Origin of the sequence: Streptococcus sp. 4886 (assembly GCF_013276485.1) — a bacterium.
Taxonomy (GTDB): Bacteria; Bacillota; Bacilli; order Lactobacillales; family Streptococcaceae; genus Streptococcus.
This window is the reverse complement of the sequence record NZ_VMLD01000001.1, coordinates 52,186-75,109: the sequence shown is the minus strand read 5'-3', so window position 1 is coordinate 75,109 and position 22,924 is coordinate 52,186. Positions and strand designations below refer to the sequence as shown.

16 protein-coding genes, 2 tRNA genes and 1 pseudogene are annotated in these 22,924 nt (G+C 39.4%); 17 read left to right on the top strand and 2 right to left on the bottom strand.

Annotated features, from left to right (window positions below; genetic code table 11):
• Positions 1-29 precede the first annotated feature (29 nt).
• From HT679_RS00340 to HT679_RS00295, 10 genes are all read left to right on the top strand, one after another.
• Positions 30-103 (top strand) — tRNA-Arg (locus HT679_RS00340).
• A 15-nt stretch (positions 104-118) separates the two neighbouring features.
• Positions 119-192: transfer RNA gene (locus HT679_RS00335), tRNA-Pro, on the top strand.
• 501 nt (positions 193-693) lie between these two features.
• Complete coding sequence (locus tag HT679_RS00330; protein ID WP_012972435.1) at positions 694-885, top strand: hypothetical protein; 192 nt, start codon at positions 694-696, stop codon at positions 883-885.
• The gene (locus HT679_RS00325) at positions 882-1,076 is read left to right on the top strand and encodes a hypothetical protein (RefSeq protein WP_173212254.1); all 195 of its coding nucleotides are present in this window, start codon (positions 882-884) and stop codon (positions 1,074-1,076) included. Before HT679_RS00330 ends, HT679_RS00325 begins: the two co-directional genes overlap by 4 nt.
• Complete coding sequence (locus tag HT679_RS00320; RefSeq protein WP_173212251.1) at positions 1,063-1,947, top strand: ABC transporter ATP-binding protein; 885 nt, start codon at positions 1,063-1,065, stop codon at positions 1,945-1,947. Before HT679_RS00325 ends, HT679_RS00320 begins: the two co-directional genes overlap by 14 nt.
• A 1-nt stretch (position 1,948) precedes the next feature.
• Entirely contained in the window at positions 1,949-2,686 is a 738-nt protein-coding gene (locus tag HT679_RS00315) for an ABC transporter permease (protein ID WP_173212250.1), read from the top strand.
• Entirely contained in the window at positions 2,686-3,783 is a 1,098-nt protein-coding gene (locus tag HT679_RS00310) for a sensor histidine kinase (RefSeq protein ID WP_173212248.1), read from the top strand. The genes HT679_RS00315 and HT679_RS00310 overlap by 1 nt, the downstream gene beginning before the upstream one ends.
• On the top strand, positions 3,784-4,383 hold the full coding sequence (locus HT679_RS00305; RefSeq protein WP_173212246.1) for a response regulator transcription factor: 600 nt from the start codon (positions 3,784-3,786) through the stop codon (positions 4,381-4,383). It abuts the gene before it with no gap.
• Positions 4,384-4,702: 319 nt separating this feature from the next.
• Positions 4,703-5,713 carry a catabolite control protein A gene (gene ccpA / locus HT679_RS00300; protein WP_173212244.1) on the top strand — a complete coding sequence of 337 codons (1,011 nt, stop codon included), beginning with the start codon at positions 4,703-4,705 and terminating at the stop codon, positions 5,711-5,713.
• 63 nt (positions 5,714-5,776) lie between these two features.
• Positions 5,777-6,013 (top strand): hypothetical protein, encoded by a 237-nt coding sequence (locus HT679_RS00295; protein WP_173212242.1) that lies wholly within the window; start codon positions 5,777-5,779, stop codon positions 6,011-6,013.
• On the opposite strand, the gene HT679_RS00290 is transcribed toward HT679_RS00295, so the two are convergent.
• Positions 6,010-6,972 carry an asparaginase gene (locus HT679_RS00290; RefSeq protein ID WP_173212240.1) on the bottom strand — a complete coding sequence of 321 codons (963 nt, stop codon included), beginning with the start codon at positions 6,970-6,972 and terminating at the stop codon, positions 6,010-6,012. The genes HT679_RS00295 and HT679_RS00290 overlap by 4 nt on opposite strands.
• 65 nt (positions 6,973-7,037) lie before the next feature.
• Between HT679_RS00290 and HT679_RS00285 the strand changes: the two genes are divergently transcribed.
• Positions 7,038-8,429, top strand: a complete 1,392-nt coding sequence (locus HT679_RS00285; RefSeq protein WP_173212238.1) for a Cof-type HAD-IIB family hydrolase — start codon at positions 7,038-7,040, stop codon at positions 8,427-8,429.
• A 146-nt stretch (positions 8,430-8,575) separates the two neighbouring features.
• Here the strand turns inward: HT679_RS00285 and HT679_RS00280 are convergent, their stop codons facing one another.
• On the bottom strand, positions 8,576-9,028 hold the full coding sequence (locus tag HT679_RS00280; protein ID WP_000079148.1) for a universal stress protein: 453 nt from the start codon (positions 9,026-9,028) through the stop codon (positions 8,576-8,578).
• Between the two features lie 161 nt (positions 9,029-9,189).
• Between HT679_RS00280 and HT679_RS00275 the strand changes: the two genes are divergently transcribed.
• The 6 genes and pseudogenes from HT679_RS00275 (at position 9,190) to HT679_RS11625 (ending at position 22,732) form a co-directional block, all read left to right on the top strand.
• Positions 9,190-9,492, top strand: a complete 303-nt coding sequence (locus HT679_RS00275; protein ID WP_173212236.1) for a hypothetical protein — start codon at positions 9,190-9,192, stop codon at positions 9,490-9,492.
• Positions 9,493-9,648: 156 nt separating this feature from the next.
• On the top strand, positions 9,649-10,863 hold the full coding sequence (locus HT679_RS00270; RefSeq protein ID WP_000666459.1) for a pyridoxal phosphate-dependent aminotransferase: 1,215 nt from the start codon (positions 9,649-9,651) through the stop codon (positions 10,861-10,863).
• A gap of 154 nt (positions 10,864-11,017) precedes the next feature.
• On the top strand, positions 11,018-11,152 hold the full coding sequence (gene rpmH / locus HT679_RS00265) for a 50S ribosomal protein L34 (protein ID WP_000831905.1): 135 nt from the start codon (positions 11,018-11,020) through the stop codon (positions 11,150-11,152).
• Positions 11,153-11,290: 138 nt separating this feature from the next.
• Positions 11,291-13,255: a peptide ABC transporter substrate-binding protein gene (locus HT679_RS00260; protein WP_173212234.1), complete on the top strand. Its 1,965-nt coding sequence runs from the start codon at positions 11,291-11,293 to the stop codon at positions 13,253-13,255.
• A 513-nt stretch (positions 13,256-13,768) separates the two neighbouring features.
• Positions 13,769-21,580 (top strand): annotated as a pseudogene (locus HT679_RS00255) (DUF1542 domain-containing protein); the annotation flags it as partial.
• Positions 21,563-22,732, top strand: a complete 1,170-nt coding sequence (locus tag HT679_RS11625) for a DUF1542 domain-containing protein (protein WP_345890086.1) — start codon at positions 21,563-21,565, stop codon at positions 22,730-22,732. The pseudogene HT679_RS00255 and the gene HT679_RS11625, both read left to right, overlap by 18 nt.
• The last annotated feature ends 192 nt before the right edge of the window (positions 22,733-22,924 follow it).

Genomic DNA, 22,924 nt, shown 5'->3' with positions numbered 1-22,924 from the left:
CGATTCCGGTCCTCGGCATAAACTAATGAGCACCCTTAGCTCAACTGGATAGAGTACCTGACTACGAATCAGGCGGTTAGAGGTTCGACTCCTCTAGGGTGCATTTTTCTTTTTAACTCGGGAAGTAGCTCAGCTTGGTAGAGTACTTGGTTTGGGACCAAGGTGTCGCAGGTTCGAATCCTGTCTTCCCGATACATTACAGAGATATGTGAGTGTGTGTTTTTATAACGAGATATTATATACATTAAGAGAGAATCATTTTGGTTCTCTCTTTTTTGATTTTCAGCAATTCATTTTGATTGCGTATATTTTTTTGTTTCCTGATTTGTTCAATGAATACTGTAGTTTAGGTACATAAATTAAAATTTAACAGATTGTATAATTCTTACAAACTTTTAAGAAAGTAATTGAAGAGTTTTTTGTCCTACATATAATATATATGTTTGTACGATAAAAATTTCCGCTCTTTTGATTTTAAATAAGTATTAGTTTACATTATAGTGTGAATGGGGTTTGATATCTCTTTTGAGGAAGTTGCCTTAGATTTTTCTACTTGTGTTTTATTGTATAGTGTATCTTGCTTGTTTTGAACAGAATCTTTTATGACATTTGTCATATCTCCTCATGACAGAAGCTTCTAGTGATTCTACCTTCAAAGAATTATACTAGATGTATCAAGTGGAGGAAGAAAAAATGAAACATAAAGTAATTGTCGCAATGAGTTTAGTAGCAGCAGGAGTCATGACTTATCTCATGTTCTCAGGATTGGATGAAGATTTCTATCATTTTCCTTGGGAGCTATTTGCAGGATTTGGAATGATGTCCTGGCTTATCCGAGAAGGTTTGAAATTAGTCTCAGATGTGAAAAAGGAGTTTGAAAAATGAAAAAAGCGTTTCTCTATCTTTTTATTGGACTATCACTAGTGGTATGGTTGGTAGAAATGTTTACAGGTTGGTTTGATCAAGCCTTCCTTCACCAATTCATCCGTGGTGCTTTGGGGTTTGGATTTATGATTTTCGTCGTTTTCCTTATGAGAATGGAGTGGTTGAAAGGAGAGTCTCATGACTGTGATTAAAGTTGAGAAATTGAGTAAGAAAATAAAAGACAAGGAGATTTTGCGGAACATCTCCGTTGAAATCAACGATGGTGAATGTGTTGCCTTAATTGGTCCAAATGGAGCTGGGAAGACAACACTCTTAGATTGTTTGCTTGGAGATAAACTGGTCACAAGCGGTCAAGTATCCATCCAAGGCTTGCCAGTGACGAGTTCTCAGTTAGACTACACAAGATCCTATCTCCCTCAAGAAAATGTTATCGTTCAGAAATTAAAGGTCAAAGAGTTGATTGCTTTCTTTCAAAGTATTTATCCAAATCCCTTGAGCAACCAGGAAATCGATCAACTATTGCAGTTTGATCAGCAACAGAAAGAGCAATTTGCAGAAAAATTGTCAGGTGGGCAAAAGCGTCTTTTCTTTTTTGTCTTGACCTTGATTGGCCGACCAAAACTTGTCTTTTTAGATGAGCCAACTGCGGCCATGGATACTTCAACTCGTCAACGCTTTTGGGAAATTGTTCAGGAACTAAAAGCTAAGGGAGTTACCATTCTCTATTCCTCCCATTATATCGAAGAGGTAGAGCATACAGCGGACCGAATCTTGGTCTTGAATAAGGGAGAGTTGATTCGTGATACGACGCCTCTAGCTATGCGTAGTGAGGAGATTGAAAAGCATTTTATCCTTCCGCTGGCTTACAAGGAAGTCGTTGAGAAGTCAGTCTTGGTTGAAAGGTGGGTACAAAAACAAGATGCTCTGCAAGTTGTCACACGAGAGGCAAATGCTTTCTGGGAACTATTAGTCCGAGCAGGATGTAGGATTCAAGAAATTGAAGTCAATAATCGTAGCTTGCTGGATACAATCTTTGAAGAAACACAAAAGGGAGATGACTAAGATGAAACAATGGATCGCACTAAACAAGATAGAATTTCTATTGACCAAACGACAATTAGTCTATTATCTATTATCCGTAGGGATGCCGACAGCCTTCTATTTATTCTTTTCAGGCATGTACCAGGACACACCAGGTGGACCGGCTAATTTTATGCGTGATTACCTCATCTCCATGACTGCCTTTTCCATGATGTCGACCGCTATCTTTTCATTCCCAGCTGTCTTACATACCGATAAGATGAACAACTGGCAGAAAACATTGCGTCATAGCCCTGTAAATATGGTAGAATATTATCTATCAAAGATAACAAGTATGCTGGTTGATTATTTGGTTTCAATTCTGGTTGTTTTTACAGTTGGACATTTTGTAAGAGGTGTAGACATGCCTCTAGCAAGCTGGATTGGGGCTGCGTTCTTGCTGATAGTAGGAAGTGTAGCTTTTGTAGCGCTTGGCTTGACCTTGACACTCTTGCCTTCTAGTCAGCTGATGTCTGTCGTGGGCAATCTTCTCTATCTAGGCTTGGCTGTTTTAGGTGGACTCTGGATGCCCATCTCTTTATTTCCAGACTGGATGCAAGCAATCGGGAAGTGCCTACCAACTTATCAGTTGATGGAGTTGCTCAAGACCTTCTTAAACGAGGGTAGCATCAATCTATCAGCCACAGTTTATCTACTTGTTTTTTCAGCAGTTTTGTTTGGTTTGACCATTTACCTTCAAGGTCATAAGGAGAATGCTTAATGCTTGAAAGACTGAAAAGCATACACTATATGTTTTGGGCCAGTTTAATTTTTATGATTTTCCCCATCCTACCTGTAGTGACTGGGTGGCTTTCTGCCTGGCATTTATTGGTTGATATTCTATTTGTAGTGACGTATTTGGGTGTTTTAATAACTAAGAACCAGCGCCTATCTTGGCTTTTCTGGGGGATCATGCTGGTCTATGTAGCTGGGAATACCGTCTTTGTTGCTGTGAATTATATCTGGTTTTTCTTTTTCCTTTCCAATCTCTTAATTTATCATTTTGGCGTAGGTAGTTTAAAGTCTTTACATGTCTGGAGTTTTCTCCTTGCTCAAGTCCTTGTTATGGGGCGACTTTTGATTTTTCAGAGAATCGAAGTTGAGTTTCTAGTCTATATGCTTGTAATTCTTACTTTTGTCGATTTGATGACTTTTGGCTTGGTTCGGATTCGTATTGTGGAAGATTTGAAAGAAGCTCAGACTAAGCAAAATGCCCAGATAAATCTATTGCTAGCAGAAAATGAGCGCAATCGTATCGGTCAAGATTTGCATGATAGTCTGGGACATACTTTTGCTATGCTTAGTGTCAAGACAGATTTAGCATTACAGTTATTACAGATGCAGGCTTATCAACAGGTGGAAAAGGAATTAAGAGAAATACAGCAAATTAGCAAAGAATCAATGCGTGAAGTGCGAACCATTGTGGAAAATCTTAAGTCTAGAACTTTGACATCCGAACTAGAGACTGTGAAAAAGATGTTAGAAATTGCTGGAATTGAGGTGGAAATAGCTAATCAACTAGATACAGCTAGCTTAACTCAGGAATTGGAGTCAACGGCTTCCATGATTTTGCTTGAGTTAGTAACCAATATCATCAAACATGCCAATGCGTCTAAAGCTTACTTGAAATTAGAACGGACAGAGAAGGAACTCATTCTAGCAGTAAGTGATGATGGCTGTGGTTTCGCTTCTATAAAGGGTAATGAGCTCCATACAGTCCGAGAACGTATCCTTCCATTTTCAGGAGAAGTAAGTGTAATCAGTCAGAAACATCCAACGGAAGTGCAGGTTCGACTACCTTATAAGGAGAGAAAGTAGATGAAAGTATTAGTCGCAGAAGATCAAAGTATGTTGCGAGATGCTATGTGTCAATTGCTCACGCTTCAACCGGATGTAGAGTCTGTCTTTCAAGCCAAGAATGGGCAAGAAGCAATCCAACTATTAGAAAAGGAGTCTGTGGATATTGCCATCCTTGACGTAGAAATGCCTGTTAAGACAGGTCTTGAAGTCTTGGAGTGGATACGAGCAGTAAATCTAGAAACAAAGGTGGTTGTGGTGACGACCTTCAAGCGTCCTGGGTATTTTGAACGTGCGGTCAAGGCTGGAGTAGATGCTTATGTATTAAAAGAAAGAAACATTGCAGACCTCATGCAAACCTTGCACACCGTCCTAGAAGGACGGAAGGAATATTCGCCTGAATTGATGGAAGTGGTGATGACGCATCCCAATCCGTTAACAGAGCAAGAAATCGCCGTTTTAAAGGGAATTGCTCAAGGCTTCTCTAACCAAGAAATTGCAGATCAACTTTATTTATCAAACGGAACAGTCCGAAACTATGTCACCAATATTCTTTCAAAACTAGATGCAGGTAATAGAACAGAGGCAGCTAATATCGCGAAAGAATCTGGTTGGTTGTGATACTATCATAATGCGAAAACCATTATGTGCTAAAATTGAAATTATTTAATCAAACAATTTTGTAACTTGAGGAGGGCTTGGTTTCCTCCTTTTTGTTTACTCTAAGGTGGTAGCAAGAGCTAAACCTAGGCTTTCTATGAAATTTTTTCAATCAATCTTCAAAAAACACTTGAAAGTGTTTACAATTAGTGATAGAATGGAATAAGTAGAAACATGAAAACGAAATTTTCACATCTTCACTTTTGTAAGTAGATATAGAGTTTCAATCGGTGCCTCTACTTGTAAAAGAATGTGTGGGATAGAAAGGGCAGGAAAAGGAATGAATGCAGATGATACAGTAACCATTTATGATGTCGCTCGTGAAGCGGGTGTTTCCATGGCGACGGTCAGCCGTGTGGTCAATGGCAATAAAAATGTAAAAGAGAATACCCGTAAAAAAGTGCTAGAGGTAATTGATCGTTTGGATTATCGTCCAAATGCAGTTGCGCGTGGTCTTGCAAGTAAAAAGACAACTACTGTTGGTGTTGTGATTCCAAATATTACCAATGGTTATTTTTCGAGTTTGGCTAAGGGGATTGATGATATTGCAGAAATGTACAAGTACAATATTGTCCTAGCTAATAGCGATGAAGATAACGAGAAAGAAGTTTCTGTTGTCAATACCCTCTTTTCAAAGCAGGTAGATGGCATTATCTTTATGGGTTATCACTTGACAGATAAAATTCGCTCAGAATTTTCGCGTTCACGTACTCCGATTGTTCTCGCAGGAACTGTCGATGTTGAGCACCAGTTGCCAAGTGTCAACATTGACTATAAGCAAGCAACGATTGATGCAGTGAGTTACCTTGTTAAAGAAAATGAACGTATTGCTTTTGTTAGCGGTCCGCTAGTGGATGACATCAATGGTAAGGTTCGTTTAGTTGGCTACAAGGAAGCCTTGAAGAAAGCAGGAATCGCTTATAGTGAAGGTTTGGTATTTGAATCTAAGTATAGCTATGATGATGGTTACGCCTTGGCAGAGCGTTTGATTTCATCAAATGCAACTGCAGCAGTTGTGACAGGTGATGAGTTGGCAGCAGGAGTCTTGAACGGTTTGGCTGATAAGGGTGTTTCTGTGCCAGAAGATTTTGAAATTATTACTAGTGATGATTCACAAATCTCACGCTTTACCCGTCCAAACTTGACAACGATTGCCCAACCTCTTTATGACCTTGGTGCCATTAGTATGCGTATGTTGACCAAGATTATGCACAAGGAAGAGTTGGAAGAACGTGAAGTTCTCTTACCTCATGGTTTGACAGAACGTCGTTCAACACGAAAACGGAAATAGAAAAAATCAGGGAATCGTGAAGATTTCCTGATTTTGTGCTCTTAAACAAGAGATGTTGACTCAATGAATACCACAGAGCGGACTAGGAGGCTTGTTGAAGGCTACGCAACACACCGTTTTGAGGTTGCAGATAGAACTGACGAAGTCAGCTCAAGGCACTGCTTTGAGGTTGTAGATAGAACTGACGAAGTCAGCTCAAGGCACTGCTTTGAGGTTGTAGATAGAACTGACGAAGTCAGTAGCCATACATACGGCAAGGCGACGCTGACGTGGTTTGAAGAGATTTTCGAAGAGACTTAGCCTTCCATATAGTCTTTCAAAGCCTGTCCTTTTAGTCCGGCATTGAGGGCAATGAGGAGTTTCAAGCGGGCTTTTTGGGCGTTGAGTTCTTTAACAAAGAAAACGCCTGATTTTTGCAACTGTACGCCTCCACCCTGGTAAGCATAAACAGGCTCGGCAATACCGTTAAAGCATCGTGAAACCAGGGCGACTGGTATTCCTTTTTGCAGAAGGCTTTCTAATTTTTGAGCCGTTTCTTTTGGAATATTACCAGCTCCGAAGGCTTGGATAATCAAACCGTCCAATTGTTCCAAATCCAGCATATCAATCAGCTCATCTGTCATACCAGCATAAGCAGAGATGATAGGGACTAATCCTTGTATGTGATCAAGGTCAAAGCGGACACGAGGTTCAGCTGTTTTAAAGTAGAGGATTTCCTGTTTCATAATCAGACCAAGTGGCCCGTGTGTTGGAGTCTGGAAGGTGCTGACGTTGGTTGTATGCGTTTTGGTGACATACTTGGCAGCGTGGATTTCATCGTTCATAACGACCAAAACTCCTTTGTCAGCAGCCCTGTCATCGCTAGCCACTCGTAAAGCGCTCAGATAATTATAAACACCGTCACTACCGAGTTCGTTGGAGCTGCGCATGGCACCTGTTAGAACGATAGGCATATGGGGAACTTCCATGGTATCAAGGAAATAAGCTGTTTCCTCTAAAGTATCGGTCCCGTGTGTGATCACCACTCCATCGTAATTATCTGCTTCCTCTTTGATTTTTTGGTAGAGGGCCAGCATATGCTTGGGTTTGATATGGGGGCTTGGTAGGTTAAAAAAGTCCAAGGCGTGGACTTGGATTCCTTCAAGGGGATTGGACACATGGTTCATGGGATTATCCGAACTAGTCACAACAGCACCAGAAGCATCGGCCTGCATGGAAATAGTCCCACCTGTATGTAAAACAAGGATTTTCTTAGGCATGATTTACTCACTCTTTCTGAAATGTGGTATAATCATTGTATCACAAAAGGGGAGATTGGGATAGGATGGAAGTCAAAGCTGTTTTTTTTGATATCGATGGAACCTTGGTCAACGATCGCAAGAGTGTTTTGAAATCCACTAAGGACGCGATTAAAATCGTCAAAGAACAAGGAGTACTTGTCGGCGTAGCGACAGGTCGAGGACCTTTTTTTGTTAAGGAATTGATGGACGATTTGGATCTGGATTTTGCGGTAACCTACAATGGCCAGTATATCTTTACTAAAGAAAGAGTCTTGTTTACGAGCCCGATTTCCAAGTTACATTTGCGTCAGCTAATTTCTTATGCTAAAAAAGAGGGCAAGGAGATTGCCCTAGGGACCAAGGATGCCATGCTAGGTTCTAAAATCATGTCCTTTGGTTTGGGTTCTTTTTCCCAACGAATCAGTCGCTTCGTTCCCTCAGTTTTAACTCGGACAGTGAGTCATTCCTTTAATCGTATGGTCAGCAAGGTTGTTCCCCAAAAGGAAGAAGACCTGCTTCATCTGATGAATCAGCCTATCTACCAAGTTTTGATGCTGATGACACCAGAAGAATCTGAGAAGGCGGCAGCTGATTTTGAAGACTTGAAATTGACACGTAGCAATCCTTTTGCAGCGGATGTCATCAATCAAGGAAACTCTAAATTGGAAGGCATACGCCGAGTTGGGAAAGAATATGGCTTTGACCTCAACCAAGTCATGGCCTTTGGTGACTCAGATAACGACCTTGAAATGCTGGCGGGTGTCGGTATGTCAGTCGCTATGGGAAATGGTAGTAGCAGTGTCAAGGAAGTTGCCAAGCATATCACCACTAGCAATCAGCAAGACGGAATCCACAAGGCCTTGGAACATTTTGGTGTTCTGGCCTCAGAAAAAGTCTTTGTCAGCCGTGACTATCATTTCAATAAGGTCAAGACCTTCCACCATATGATGGATGAACGGACCCAAGAAGAACCTCGAGCTTGGAATTTAGAAGGTGCAACCCACAGGGCTGGCTTTAAAATAGAAGAATTGGTGGAGTTTGTTAGAGCTGCCAGTCCTTCTGAAGAGGACTTTGGTCAAGCTCTATCGCAACTTCATCAAGCTCTTGATAAGGCGGCAGATAAAGTAGCCAAGAAGACGCCTGCTCAGCAAGATTTGGTAGGTCAAGTGGATGCCTTGATTGACACGCTTTACTTCACCTACGGTAGTTTTGTCTTGATGGGAGTGGATCCAGAACGTATTTTTGATATCGTTCATCAGGCCAATATGGGGAAAATTTTCCCAGATGGCAAGGCTCATTTTGATCCAGTGACCCATAAAATCTTAAAACCAGATGATTGGGAAGAAAAATATGCTCCAGAACCCGCGATTAAAAAGGAACTGAAGCGCCAGCTCAAGGCTTACGAACGCCATAAAGAGAGAAATAATTCTCAATGAAAATCAAAGAGCAAACTAGGAAACTAGCCGCAGGCTGCTCAAAACACTGTTTTGAGGTTGTAGATGGACGTTGACATGGTTTGAAGAGATTTTCGAAGAGTATAAATAGTAAACAAAAAGGAGCGCTGAGCTCCTTTTCTTTGTGATTATAAGGTTTTTTCTTGTTCTCTCACAACCAGCAAATCGACCTTAGCATGGCGGAGAATGTATTCAGATGAAGATCCGACCAAGAGGCGTTCAAAGGCGTTGAGACCAGTTGCGCCAACGAGGATGAGGTCCACTTCTTCAGCATCGGGAATAGTACGTGCCAGTAGGGTCTTTGGATTTCCCATTTCAATGACGATATGAACATCTGCCACACCAGCATCTTTAGCACGTTTTTCGTACTCTTTCATCAGACTTTCAGCGTCGACTTGGAGTTCTTCATAAACTTCAGCATCAAAGGTGGATACGCTTTGGAGAGCGCGTGTGTCAATGACATGTGCGATGGTGAGTTTAGCGTCGTTTCGTAGAGCAGAATGAACTCCCTTGACAAAAGCCAAGTCCGCTTCTTTAGAACCATCGATTGCGACCATAATATTTTGGTAACGTTGTGCCATAATGAAACCTCCTGAAATTTTCTTACTATAATTGTAAACCTTTTCAATATAGAAGTAAAGCAAAAAAAGTATTTTTTAAAAGAATGTTAGCACTTAAAATCTATATAAATATATGATAAAATAAAAGAAAGGATAGCAGGAAAGAAGTGAAGGGAGGGAGAATGATGAAAAACTCTTTTCAAGAAACAAAAAATTCAAATTTCCTTTATTATGGAATCATCCTAGTTTCAGTCTTGGTAGAAGTTATCATGATCTGGCAATTAGAGAGTCTGATACCACTTCTTTATCCAGGGTTTATCGGTTTTTTAGTCTTTCATGTACTCTACCATCTACTCTTATTCCTAGTTGCAAAACGAAGTGGGCGTTGGGATTACTTGATGATATGGGGGCTTTTCCTCATGTTCAATCTTCTCTATGACTCCTTTTTAGGCTTACTTTTTCTAGGTTTATCTTTTGGTATGTGATATGTCTTTCGCAAAATACCTGCTATCTCCCCTGTCTTGACCTCGCTTTTAGCGAGGCTTTTCTTCTGTAGGATTTTAGTAACACATTTCAGCAAACTTGTCGCATTGTCTTTCTAGTGGTATAATGTTACTATCTCGATGAATTGAGGAAACAAGATGAAAGAATATAACAAGTCTAGTAAGTTAGAGCATGTTGCTTATGATATCCGTGGCCCTGTTTTGGAAGAAGCCATGCGGATGCGAGCAAATGGAGAAAAGATTTTACGTCTGAATACAGGAAATCCAGCAGAATTTGGCTTTACAGCGCCAGATGAGGTCATTCATGACTTGATTATGAATGCGCGTGATAGTGAAGGATATTCTGACTCCAAAGGGATTTTTTCAGCCCGTAAGGCCATCATGCAGTATTGCCAATTGAAGAAATTCCCAAACGTAGATATTGATGATATCTACCTTGGAAATGGTGTCAGTGAGCTGATTGTCATGTCCATGCAGGGGCTTTTGGACAATGGAGACGAGGTCTTGGTGCCAATGCCAGATTATCCTCTCTGGACAGCAGCTGTCAGCCTAGCTGGAGGAAATGCCGTTCACTATATCTGTGATGAAGCTGCAGAATGGTATCCAGATATTGACGATATCAAGTCAAAAATCACTTCCAATACCAAGGCGATCGTCCTTATCAATCCAAATAATCCAACTGGAGCCCTTTATCCTAAGGAACTCTTGTTGGAGATTATTGAGATTGCCCGTCAAAACGATTTGATTATCTTTGCGGATGAAATTTATGACCGTATGGTAATGGATGGACATGTGCATACGCCTGTGGCTAGCTTGGCACCAGATGTCTTCTGTGTCAGCATGAATGGTCTATCAAAATCCCATCGTATCGCTGGTTTCCGTGTGGGTTGGATGGTCTTGTCTGGACCTAAGACTCATGTCAAGGGCTATATCGAAGGGCTCAATATGCTATCCAATATGCGCCTTTGCTCTAACGTTTTGGCCCAACAAGTCGTACAAACTTCCTTGGGTGGTCACCAGTCGGTCGATGAATTGCTCCTTCCTGGTGGACGAATTTATGAGCAAAGAAATTTCATTTACAATGCCATTCAAGAGATTCCAGGTTTGTCTGCGGTTAAACCCAAGGCTGGGCTCTATATCTTCCCTAAAATCGACCGCAATATGTACCGTATCGATGATGATGAGCAGTTTGTTCTTGATTTCTTGAAGCAGGAAAAGGTTCTCTTGGTTCATGGTCGAGGCTTTAACTGGAAAGAACCAGACCACTTCCGTATCGTTTACCTTCCTCGTGTTGATGAACTAGCCCAAATCCAAGAAAAGATGACTCGTTTCTTGAAACAGTATCGTAGATAGGGCTTACATTCGAAAAAGCGCCAAAAAGCAGTAAACATTTGCCTTGAGCTATTGACAAAAGTGAAAGAATCAGATAGAATAGTAAAGTATGTTTAGTAACTGATCACTTTATAGCCGGCTAAACGAATACAAAATCTATGAGGAGGTATTCATCGTGAAACGTACTTATCAACCAAGTAAACTTCGTCGTGCGCGCAAACACGGATTCCGTAACCGTATGTCAACTAAAAACGGTCGTCGCGTATTGGCAGCTCGTCGTCGTAAAGGACGTAAAGTTTTGGCTGCATAATCCAAACGAACCATAACAAAAATCAGTAGGAACTCGAGTCTACTGATTTTTATTTTTGTAAAAAAGTTCAAAAAGGCTTTATATTTTTGCTCAAATGGTGTATAATATTTCACATACTGTAAAAAATGGAGAATAATCATGAAGAAATCAAAAGTTATGCTTTTTGGAGCTATGGCTTTGACAGCAGGTCTAGCTCTAGCGGCATGTGGGTCTTCCCAATCAAGTAATGCTGAGAAAACCTACTCTTATGTATTTACTAGTAATCCTGATACCTTGGACTACATTACGTCAACGCGTGGCTCTACTTCAAGTATCACGACCAACCTGATTGATGGCTTGTTAGAAAATGATCAGTATGGTAATCTCATTCCATCTATGGCTGAGTCATGGACGGTGTCAAAAGATGGTTTGACTTACACTTATAAAATCCGTCAGGGGGCGAAATGGTACACTTCAGAGGGCGAAGAGTATGCGGATGTAACGGCTCATGACTTTGTGACAGGTCTCAAGTATGCGGCTGATAAAAAGGCTGAAAACTTGTACTTGGTCCAAGACTCTATCAAGGGCCTCGCAGACTACGTTGAGGGGGAAACATCTGACTTTGAGACTGTTGGAGTTAAAGCAGTGGATGACTATACTCTTCAATATACTTTGAATAAGCCGGAATCTTACTGGAATTCTAAGACTACTGGGGGTATTTTGAGTCCTGTAAATGAATCTTTTTTGAAATCTAAGGGAGATGACTTTGGTAGTGTAACACCATCCAGTATCTTGTCAAATGGTCCTTACTTGTTTAAATCTTTCTCATCAAAATCTTTGATTGAATTTGATAAAAACCCTAATTATTGGGACAAGGATAATGTGAAAATTGAGAAAGTGAAGCTCTCTTTCTTTGACGGTTCTGATCAAGATAGTTTAGCGAGAGGATTTTTGGAAGGGAATTACTCGGACGGTCGTATCTTCCCGACAAGTTCAGTGTTTAATCAGTTGAAAAAAGGGAATGAGGACAAAATCACCTACACACCACAAAACTCAATTACCTTTTATTATCTTTTTAACGTTAATCGTCAAAGCTACAAGCAGACCATGAAACAGTCTGATAAGGAAAAGACAGATTCACTTGCGGCCATGCAAAATAAGGATTTCCGTCAGGCTGTCAACTTTGCCTTTGACCGTCATGCTTATGCAGCGCAGACAAATGGTGAAGATGGAGCAGACCGTATCTTGCGTAACACGCTTATCCCAAGTGATTTTGTCCAAATCGGTGGTAAAAACTTTGGAGATGTTGTCAATGAAAAGATTATTAACTATGGTACAGAGTGGTCGAATATCAATTTGAATGATGCGCAACCTGCCTTTTTGAATGCTGAAAAAGCCAAGGCAGCATTTGCTAAAGCTAAAGAAACCTTGCAAACAGAAGGCGTGACCTTCCCAATTCATTTGGATATGCCGGTTGACCAGACGGCCAAGTTAGATGTGCAACAAGCAAGTTCCTTTAAGCAGACAGTGGAAGAAACCCTTGGGGCGGACAACGTTGTGATTGACGTGATTCAACTTTCTCCAGATGAGAAGGATCAGGCTACATTCTTTGCAGATACAGCTGAACAAAAGGACTATGACATTGATATTTCAGGTTGGAGCGGAGATTACTCAGATCCGAAAACTTATCTTGATCTCTTGGATCCAGAGTCAGGTTCACAGCTTAACAATATTGGTTTGACTGCTGGAAAAGATAATGAAGTAAAAGAAAAAATTGGACTTTCTGCTTATAAGAAGTTACTAGATGAAGCAGATAGCGAAGTTGAAAATACTCAGGCTCGTTATGAAAAATTTGCTGAAGTCCAAGCTTGGTTGACTGACAGTGCCCTCTTCCTACCAGTTCAAAGTGGCGGAGCCAACCCAATCTTCCGTAAGACTGTACCGTTTACAGGAGCCTTCTCTTTCGTTGGTCATAAGGGAGATGCTGATAACTACAAATATGTTGAACTGCAAAAAGAGCCGGTAACTGCTAAACAGTACCAAGAACTCTATGAAAAATGGCTGAAAGAAAAATCTGAGTCAAATAAAAAAGCTCAGGAAGATTTAGCTAGCCACATTCAATAGTATTCCTAGTCATGCTTTTCAGTTAATAATCAATGAAAATCAAAGAGCAAACTAGAAAGCTAGCCGCAGGCTGTACTTGAGTACGGCAAGGTGAAGCTGACGTGGTTTGAATTTGATTTTCGAAGAGTATAAGCCTAATGACAGGATTCAGAAAAAGACCTTACCAGACGCTTTTTGGTTCTGGTAGGGTCTTTTCTTTATTTTGTGATGAAGTAAGTGTAGGGGGATAGGGCTTCAGATACTTAGAATGACTTATTTTATGTTTTTGAATGAGAATCGATTGAAATTTATAAATCTGTATAAGGAATTAGTGACAAAATGATAGCAAATAGGGTAAATTTCTATATATTTTAATTAAAGTAAAAATGAGGCTAAAAGTGGACGGGGGGGGACTTTATGCTATAATGTACGTATATTCTTATCGCCTAAAGTAGATATATTATAATAAAATTGTATTATAGTGTATTAGTTTTTGAATAAGAAGCAATAAAAATAAAAAATGGAGATCAAAGAATGAAGTATAAGAGAACGCAGAAACGCTCTAAGCAAATGTGGCAGCGTGTGGAAAAATTTTCGATTAGAAAGTTTAGCTTTGGAGCGGCGTCGTGTTTGATAGGGGCTATTACTGTACTTGGTCCATCATCTCAAATAGCTAATGCGGACGGGATAACATCCTATGAAGCTAATGGTGATAAAGTGACCGCTTATGCTCATGGAGAAAGTGTGTATAAACTTAGAGGTACTTCAACAAGTATTTACAATGCATTCCGCATGGACGTTGATACTTCCAAGTATACAAAAGAAAATCCAATCATTACTGTTACATTAACGTATAATGCTAAAGATAACTCGCATGAAGAAGCTCCGATATTTTGGAGTGGTCGACCATTTCATTGGTTCACTGTGCCCGAAGGAACAGAAGAATTAGGAAATGACTATGGACTTACACTAACAAATGGTAGTGGAGTTACTAATGAGTATACAAATTGGAGTAGTTGGGAAAGTAATTCGCGTTTTATTCATAGTAAATATAATAATAATCCAGACGCGTGGGAAAGACATAACACTACTACTGGAGAAACGTTAAGAAAAACTCCATTTGTAAGTTTAAATAGTGAATTTAATAAGTTTTTAGGAGATTATAATAATCGTTGGTATGATAATAGCAATATGCCTACTCAAGAAATCATGCATGACCTTCGTGCTAAAAGCCGAAGTATTTACGCTGATTGGGAAAAAAGAGCAGCTGGAACTGTAACGGTTACTTATACTACTAAGGTGAAAGATCCTGTAAACACAAAAGAGTTAACAATTGGTATGGGGGTATATCAAGAATTAAATAGACAACAATACGCTCGTGTTGAAACTGTTAAGCTTCCGGTATTGTATAAATTAAATGAACTTTTTGAACCAAAGGTACCCGAACGTACAGGGGTAGCAAATCCAAATCAGCTTACAGATGATGAAGCAAATGATATTAAAGAAAAAATTTGGACAGCCAATGGCAATAATGAAAGTGAGCTTTTATCTACAAATAAATCGTTTAAAGATAATTTAAAAAACGGTAAAGATTCAATTACTATTGATAAAGCTACAGGTAATGCAACGATTACTTATAAGGACGGTAGTACGGATACGATTAAGGGTTCTGAGTTGATTTATGAAAAACCAAAACCGGCAAAAACTGAGACTCTAGAACGAGTAACGGATGGACTGCTTACCTACTATATTAATCCTGTAGAAGTGGAAAATTATGATAATATTAGTGGAGCAGATAAATCTAGAGCCTTAGATAGCTTTTTAGGAGCTAATTTAACAGAAGCTGGGCAGAAGAACTACAATAGTAATAAGGTCGTAAGTACAGGGGATCTTAAACCTAATGTTAGTTTCAACTTATATAAGGTTCCTGCTAGACTTGACTTCAATGGAAAAAATGATTTAGACATTATACGAACAGGAGGACTTCAACGTACCTTGGGTACTGTACCTAAAGCACGTTTATTTAAGCAAAAACAAGAACCTGCTTTTGATGTTAACGCTGCACGAAATGAAGCAACCAATGTAATCGATTCGTTAGATAATCTATATCCAAGTGAAAAAGAAGGATATAAAAATGAAATTAAAGGAAAAAATACTCGAGACAAGATTGAAAGTGTTCTGAATAAAGCTCAATCAAGAGCTAATGAAAATGCTGTAGCATTAGCTAAAATGAAAAAAGCTGCTAATGATAAGATTAATGCTCTTGGTTATATAACAAAAGAAGACAAAGAAGCAGCAATTGCTAAAATCAACACTGCAACTATAAAACCAAATGATAATGTTGATAAAGTGTCCGATGCTAATCATCCAGATACTGACGCTAATCGTGACGCAACAAAAGCTCGTTTAGATAGTCTTGTTGATATACTAGTCAAGAAAGATTTAGATGCTGCTCGTACGAAAGCAAAAGAAACGATTAATGGAATTCCAGATGAAGATTTATCACCAGCTAAAAAGGCTGAATATATTGCTGCAATAGACAAAGCAACTGAAGTAGGTCCTGTAACTACAGATGGAACTATCTTAAATATAGTAGAAAAAGCTCAAAAAGAAGCGTCTGCTAAAGAAGCTGCTCATAAAAAAGAAGAAGCAGATAAAGTTCGTCAGCAATATAAGGATATGATTGATAATATCCCAGATTTAACTGAGACAGAAAAAGACGAATACAAGAAAGAAATTGATAAAGCATCTAATATTGACGAAATGGCTACTATCGTTGAATTTGCTAAATTAGCAGGTGAACGCAAAAACGCTGTAGCTGAAATAGAAAAACTAGAGCACTTAAATAATAATCAAAAACAATCGTTTAAAGATTTAGTGGAAAACAGCGCTAATAAAGAAGAAATAGAAAATTATGTTTCACAAGCTAAGCAATTAAATAGCAAAATGAAACAACTTAAGGAGTTAGCTGGAAAAGCGAACGAATTAAAAGCAACGGATAAATATACATCGGCTGCAACCGACAAGAAAACTGCATTTGATAAAGCGTTAACAGCTGCTGAAAGTGTGTTAGATAAAGCGAATGGTGCTGATAAATCCATCTCAACTGTAGAAAACTTATTCAAAACATTAGAAACCGCAATCAACGAATTAAAACCTGGTAGTGAAAAAGTAAAAGTTGATGTAGACAAATCTCTTTTACAAGAAGAATATGTTAAAGGTGAAACAGTCAAAAAATCACCAGCTTATACTAAAGAAAAAGATGAAACTAAGAAAAAAGCTTACGATGATGCATTAAGAAAAGCAAAAGAAATATTAGATAAGTCGGATGCTTCACAAGACGAAGTAGATAAAGCGTTAGAAGCTTTAGAATCAGCTAAAGCAGGTTTACATGGTAAACAAGAAGAATTTGAATTAACAAAGAAAGATAACAATGCTGTACCTATTTCTGTAGCACCAGCGGTTGGAGTAGTTGTTTCGAAACCAGAAGATCAAAAATTGATTAAGGATAAGATTAATGGGATTCCCGAAGGTTCAACAGTAATCTACAACCCAATACAAGAAAAAGGTGGTAAGACAGTTGTTCCAGTAAAAGTGACACACGAAAATGTTTCAAAAGAAATTGAAATAGAAGTGGTTCAATCAGTTGCATCAAAAGTAACACCAACAGCAGACACAGCGAAACTAAGCGAAACACCTGTTAAAGATTCAAAAGTCACAAAAGCAGAAGATGAACAAGCAATCAAAGACGCTGTCAAAGTACCAGCTGGCACACAAGTAACAGATAAGAAATTACTTGACGAAGGAAAAGTAGTAGAAGGTACAGACCAAAGTGCAAACGGTGGAGCAAATAACGCAGGTAAACCAGTAGTTAAAGTAGAGGTAACCTACGGAGACGGAAGCAAAGATGTAGTAGAAGTCCCAGTAGAAGGAAATACTGCAGCGACAACAACACCGACAGCGGATACAGCGAAACTAAGCGAAACACCTGTTAAAGATTCAAAAGTCACAAAAGCAGAAGATGAACAAAAAGTTAAAGAGGCTGTAAAAGTACCAGCTGGCACACAAGTAACAGATAAGAAATTACTTGACGAAGGAAAAGTAGTAGAAGGTACAGACCAAAGTGCAAACGGTGGAGCAAATAACGCAGGCAAACCAGTAGTTAAAGTAGAGGTAACCTACGGAGACGGAAGCAAAGATGTAGTAGAAGTGCCAGTAGAAGGGAACACTGCAGCGACAACAACACCGACAGCGGATACAGCGAAACTAAGCGAAACACCTGTAAAAGATTCAAAAGTAACAAAAGCAGAAGATGTACAAAAAGTTAAAGAGGCTGTAAAAGTACCAGAAGGCACACAAGTAACAGATAAAAAATTACTTGACGAAGGAAAAGTAGTAGAAGGTACAGACCAAAGTGCAAACGGTGGAGCAAATAACGCAGGTAAACCAGTAGTTAAAGTAGAAGTAACCTACGGAGACGGAAGCAAAGATGTAGTAGAAGTGCCAGTAGAAGGGACTGATGCTGCAAAAGCAACTCCAAAAGTGAAAGAAGAAATCACAGCAGGAGAAGTACCAGTAAGTGTCGATCCGGCTACAGATAAAAAAGTAGCAGAAGCAGATAAAAAAGCTATTACAGATGCTGTAGTAGTACCAGAAGGACAACCACAACCGACAGACAAACAAGTCAAAAATGACGGAGCAATTGTGGAAGGAACAGGTGCAAATGAAGGTAAGAAAGTAGTTGTAGTAGAAGTTACTTATGGTGACGGATCAAAAGATGAAATCGAAGTACCTGTAAGAAAAGCAACTGATCAGGAAAAAGCAAAAGCTGACCTAACAAAAGCAGCAGATGCTGAAAAAGCCGAAATTGATGAAGACAATGCATTATCTAAAAAAGAAAAAGAAGCATTGAAGAAACAAGTTGATGAACTGAAAGCAACACACGAAGAAAACATCAACAATGCAACTTCACCAGAAGCTATAGCGTCAGCAACAGAAAAAGGTAGACAAGAAATTGCTGCTGTTCATACTCCACAAGATATTACAGAAACAGCTAAGAGAAAGTTAACTCCACCAAAAGAAAAGGTTAAGGTTACAGATGTCAATCATTTAACAGATGAAGAGAAAGAAGCTGTTAAAAAAGCGATTGTGGCGACTAACCCTCAACTAGAAGAATCTGAAGTCTATGTGAGTGATAAGGGAGATGTAGCTTCTCCTAAAGGTTACTTGGAGGCAGAAAAAGTTGTTGTTCAAGCATTAAACAAACCAGCGACACCAGTCGTAGTAGCTGATCCAAATCATTTAACAAATGATGAAAAGGAAAAAGTGAAAGAAGCTGTAGCCAACGCAAATCCTGGTCTAAGCAAAGATGATATTACAGTCGATGATAAAGGTAATGTAACAACTAAGAATGGCGATAAATTACTTGCAAAAGATGTTGTAACTCCAGCCTTGAAGAAACCAGCAACACCAGTTGTAGTTGGAAATCCTAATGACTTAACAACTAAAGAAAAAGAAGACATTAAGGATGCTGTCGTAGCAGCAAATCCAGGCTTAAACAAAGGTGATGTTACAGTAGATAACCAAGGAAATGTTAAAACTCCAAAAGGAAATCTACCAAAAGAAGATGTTGTCACAACAGTTTTAAATAAACCAAATAAACTTGTTGAAGTAGAAAATCCAAATAGCCTAACAGTTAAAGAAAAAGAAGCGGTTAAGAAAGCTATTGTAGAGGCAAATCCAGGTTTAACTGAGGATAAAGTCAAAGTCGATGATCAAGGAAATGTCACAACACCACAAGGTAACTTACCAGCAAAAGATGTTGTAACTTCTACCTTGAAGAAACCAACAACCCCAGTTGAAGTTGTCAACCCATCTAAACTGACAGAACCAGAGAAATCTAAGATTGTAGAAGAGATTATTAAAAATAATCCAGGTTTAACAGATAAAGATATCAAAGTCGATGACCAAGGAAATGTTGAAACACCAAAAGGCAACTTACCAGCAGAGGATGTAGTGACACCAGCCTTGAAGAAACCGACAAAACTTGTCCCTGTTAAAGATGTCCATAGCTTAACAGAAGCAGAAAAAGACGCTGTTAAGGATGCTGTTGTAGCTGCAAATCCAGGCTTAAACAAGGACGATGTCAAGGTTGATGATCAAGGCAATGTTGAAACGCCAAGAGGTAATTTACTAGCAGGAGAAGTTGTAACACCAGCCTTGAAGAAACCTGTTACACCTGTAGAAGTTAAAGATCCTAAAAACTTAACAGAAGCAGAAAAAGACGCTGTTAAGGATGCTATCGTGGCTGCAAATCCAGGCTTAAACAAGGATGATGTTAAGGTTGATGGTCAAGGTAATGTTGAAACACCACAAGGTAATTTACCAGCAAAAGATGTAGTAACATCAGCTTTGAAGAAACCTGTCACACCTGTAGGAGTTAAAGATTCGAATAACTTAACAGACAAAGAAAAAGAAGATGTTAAGAAAGCTATTGTTGAAGCAAATCCAGGCTTAAACAAGGACGATGTCAAGGTTGATGATCAAGGAAATGTTGAGACTCCAAACGGAAATCTACCAAAAGAAGATGTAGTAGTACAAACTGCCAAAGGGCAATCAACAAGTATCTTTAAGCCAGAGTTAGACCTACAAACTGCTTTAGTATCCGGAAAAGTAACTGTAGAAAAAGGTAAAGACTTAACTGACGAAGAAATCCTAAAACAATTAGCACTAGCTGATGGACTAACAGCGAAAATCACTTTTAAACCAACTACAACAGAATCGGGAACTAAAGAAGCAGAAGTGGAAGTAACCCTAGCTGATGGTACTAAAGTAACTGTAAAAGTACCGGTTGAAGTAGTTGATTCCTTAGGCACAGCTGATAAAGATAATGATCTTGCTAAGGCGAAAGAAGACGCTAAAAAACAAGTAGAAGACGCTGCTAAGAAAAAACTTGATGAAATCAAGAAAGATACAGATTTAACTGAAGAGCAAAAGCAAAAAGCTGAAGAAACAATCAAGAAAGCTAAAGAAGATGCTAACAAAGCTATTGACGAAGCATCATCAGCAGGAACAGCTAAACAAATTGCAGATCAAGCAAAAGAAAATATTGAAAAATATGATCCAAAAGCTGATGCAGAAGTTAAGAAACCAGATGTAACAAACCTTGATGAAGAAAAAGCGAAAGCAAAAGCTGAGATACTAGAAGAAGCTCAAAAACGCATTAACGAAATCAAGAACAATAAAGATTTATCAGACGAAGCGAAACAAAAAGCTATCGAAGAAATCAATAAGGCCAAAGATAAAGCGATTGAAGACATCAACAAAGGTCAATCTAAAGATGAAATCAATGCGGCGAAAGAAGTTGGTATTCATAAGATAAATGAAGTTCAACCAGAGGGCTCTATTGCATCTAAATTCGAACCGAAAGTTCCTGAAAACAAAGTGGAAGTGGAAAATCCAGCAAAACTTTCAGATGAAGAAAGAGAACAAGTTCGTCAAAACATCGAAGGTGCGAACACATTCCCAGATGGAACAACAGTAGAAGTAAAACCAGATGGAACAGCTGTTATCACATATAAAGATGGTTCAAGCGATACGATTTCTAAAGATAAATTAGTAGCGCCAGCTAAAAAGGATGAAGGTACAATCGCGTCAAGAACCGAGCCAGTTATCCCAGGAAAAACACAAGTAGGAAATACTACGAAGTTAACACCAGAAGAACAAGCTGCGGTTAAAAAAGCGGTTGAAGAAGCGAACAACTTCCCAGCAGGAACTACGGTAGAAGTAAGACCTGATGGAACAGTAGTCATCACCTATCCAGATAAATCTGTAGATACAATAACAGGGGATAAACTTGTTGAAAAAGGAAGTAAACAAGAAACTCCAAAAGTTCAGACAGATGCAGAGAAGAACCCAGCGCAAGTTCCAGGAAACTTTGTACCTGTTGAAAATACTCACAACTTGACACAGACGGAGCAAGATACTGTAGCAGCTAAGGTTAAAGAAGCAAATCCAGCGGCGACAGATGTTAAGGTATCTAAAGATGGAACAGCAACGCTAACATATGGAGATGGTTCAGTAAACACAATTCCAGGAACCAGTCTAGTAGTAGCCAAAGATACTGACAATGAAGCTTCAACACAAGCCGCGCAAAATCCAGCAGTGGTGCCAGCAACTACAGAAGTTGGAAATGCTCACAGCTTAACACCTGAGGAACAAGCTGCAGTAGCTACGAAAGTGAAACAAGCAAATCCAACTGCGACAGATGTTAAGGTATCTAAAGACGGAACAGCGACATTGACATACTCAGATGGTTCAGTCAATACAATCCCAGGAACCAGTCTAGTAGTTCAAAAAGAGGAAACTCCAACACAAGAGCAACCAACAATCGCTGAGAAGACAAAAGTAATCATCCCAGCTAACCCTACAAAAGTAGCAGAAGCTACAAGATTAACAGATGAAGAAAAAGAAGCTGTTAAAAAAGCTGTAGTAGATGCAAATGAATTCGGAAGCGATGTTAAAGTTGAAGTAGCTGGAGATGGCACAGCGACAATCGTCTTTAAAGATGGTTCAGCTATTACAATTCCAGGAAATCAATTGGTAGCACAAGATCCAAAAGCACAAGATAGCACTAAACCGACTGCTGAAAAATCAACTGTTAAAGCGCCTGCTCAAAGAGTAGATGTAAAAGATATAACTCATTTAACAGATGAAGAAAAAGAAAAAGTTAAGGTTGCTATTTTACAAGCAAATGGTTCAGCATTAGACGGAGCGACAATCAATGTAGCTGGAGATGGTACAGCAACAATCACATTCCCAGATGGTTCAGTAGTGACGATTCTAGGAAAAGATACAGTTCAACAATCTGCGAAAGGTGAATCTGTAACTCAAGAAGCTACACCAGAGTATAAGCCAGAAACTACACCAGGTGGAGATAATGGAGGCAATACTGGAAGCTCAGATGCTAATGCGAATGCAGGCGGTGGTAGTCAGGCAGGCGGACAAGCTCACACAGGTTCACAAACCCCATCTCAATCACAATCTTCTAAGCAATTAGCAAATGCAAAAGAATCAGCTAAAAAGGTCATTGAAAAAGCTGCCAAGGACAAGCAGGATGAAATCAAAGGCTCACCGCTTTCTGATAAAGAACAAGCAGAACTTTTAGCAAGAGTGGAAGCAGAAAAACAAGCAGCTCTCAAAGAGATTGAAAATGCGAAAACTGTGGAAGATGTGAAGGAAGCAGAAACGATTGGAGTGCAAGCCATTGCCATGGTTACAGTTCCTAAGAGACCAGTGGCTCCTAATGCTGCTCCTCAGGCAACAAGTGCACCGCAAGCAACTGCAGGAACAATGCAAGATGTTACCTACCAGTCACCTGCGAGAAAACAATTACCTAACACAGGTTCAGCATCAAGTGCAGCACTTGCTAGTCTTGGTCTAGTGGCGGCAACCAGTGGTTTTGCTTTGCTAGGAAGAAAGGCTAGACGTAGAAAATAGGACAGCTAGAAAGTTATATTCTCTACTTAAAGTTAGATTATAAGGGGGATTTGGAGAAATCATCAATCCTAGTGATGGGTGAGAGAAGAGAGAACCCAAGATAATCACATACTTTATACTCAATGAAAATCAAAGAGCAAACTAGGAAACTAGCCGTAGGCTGTACTTGAGTACGGCAAGGCGACGTTGACA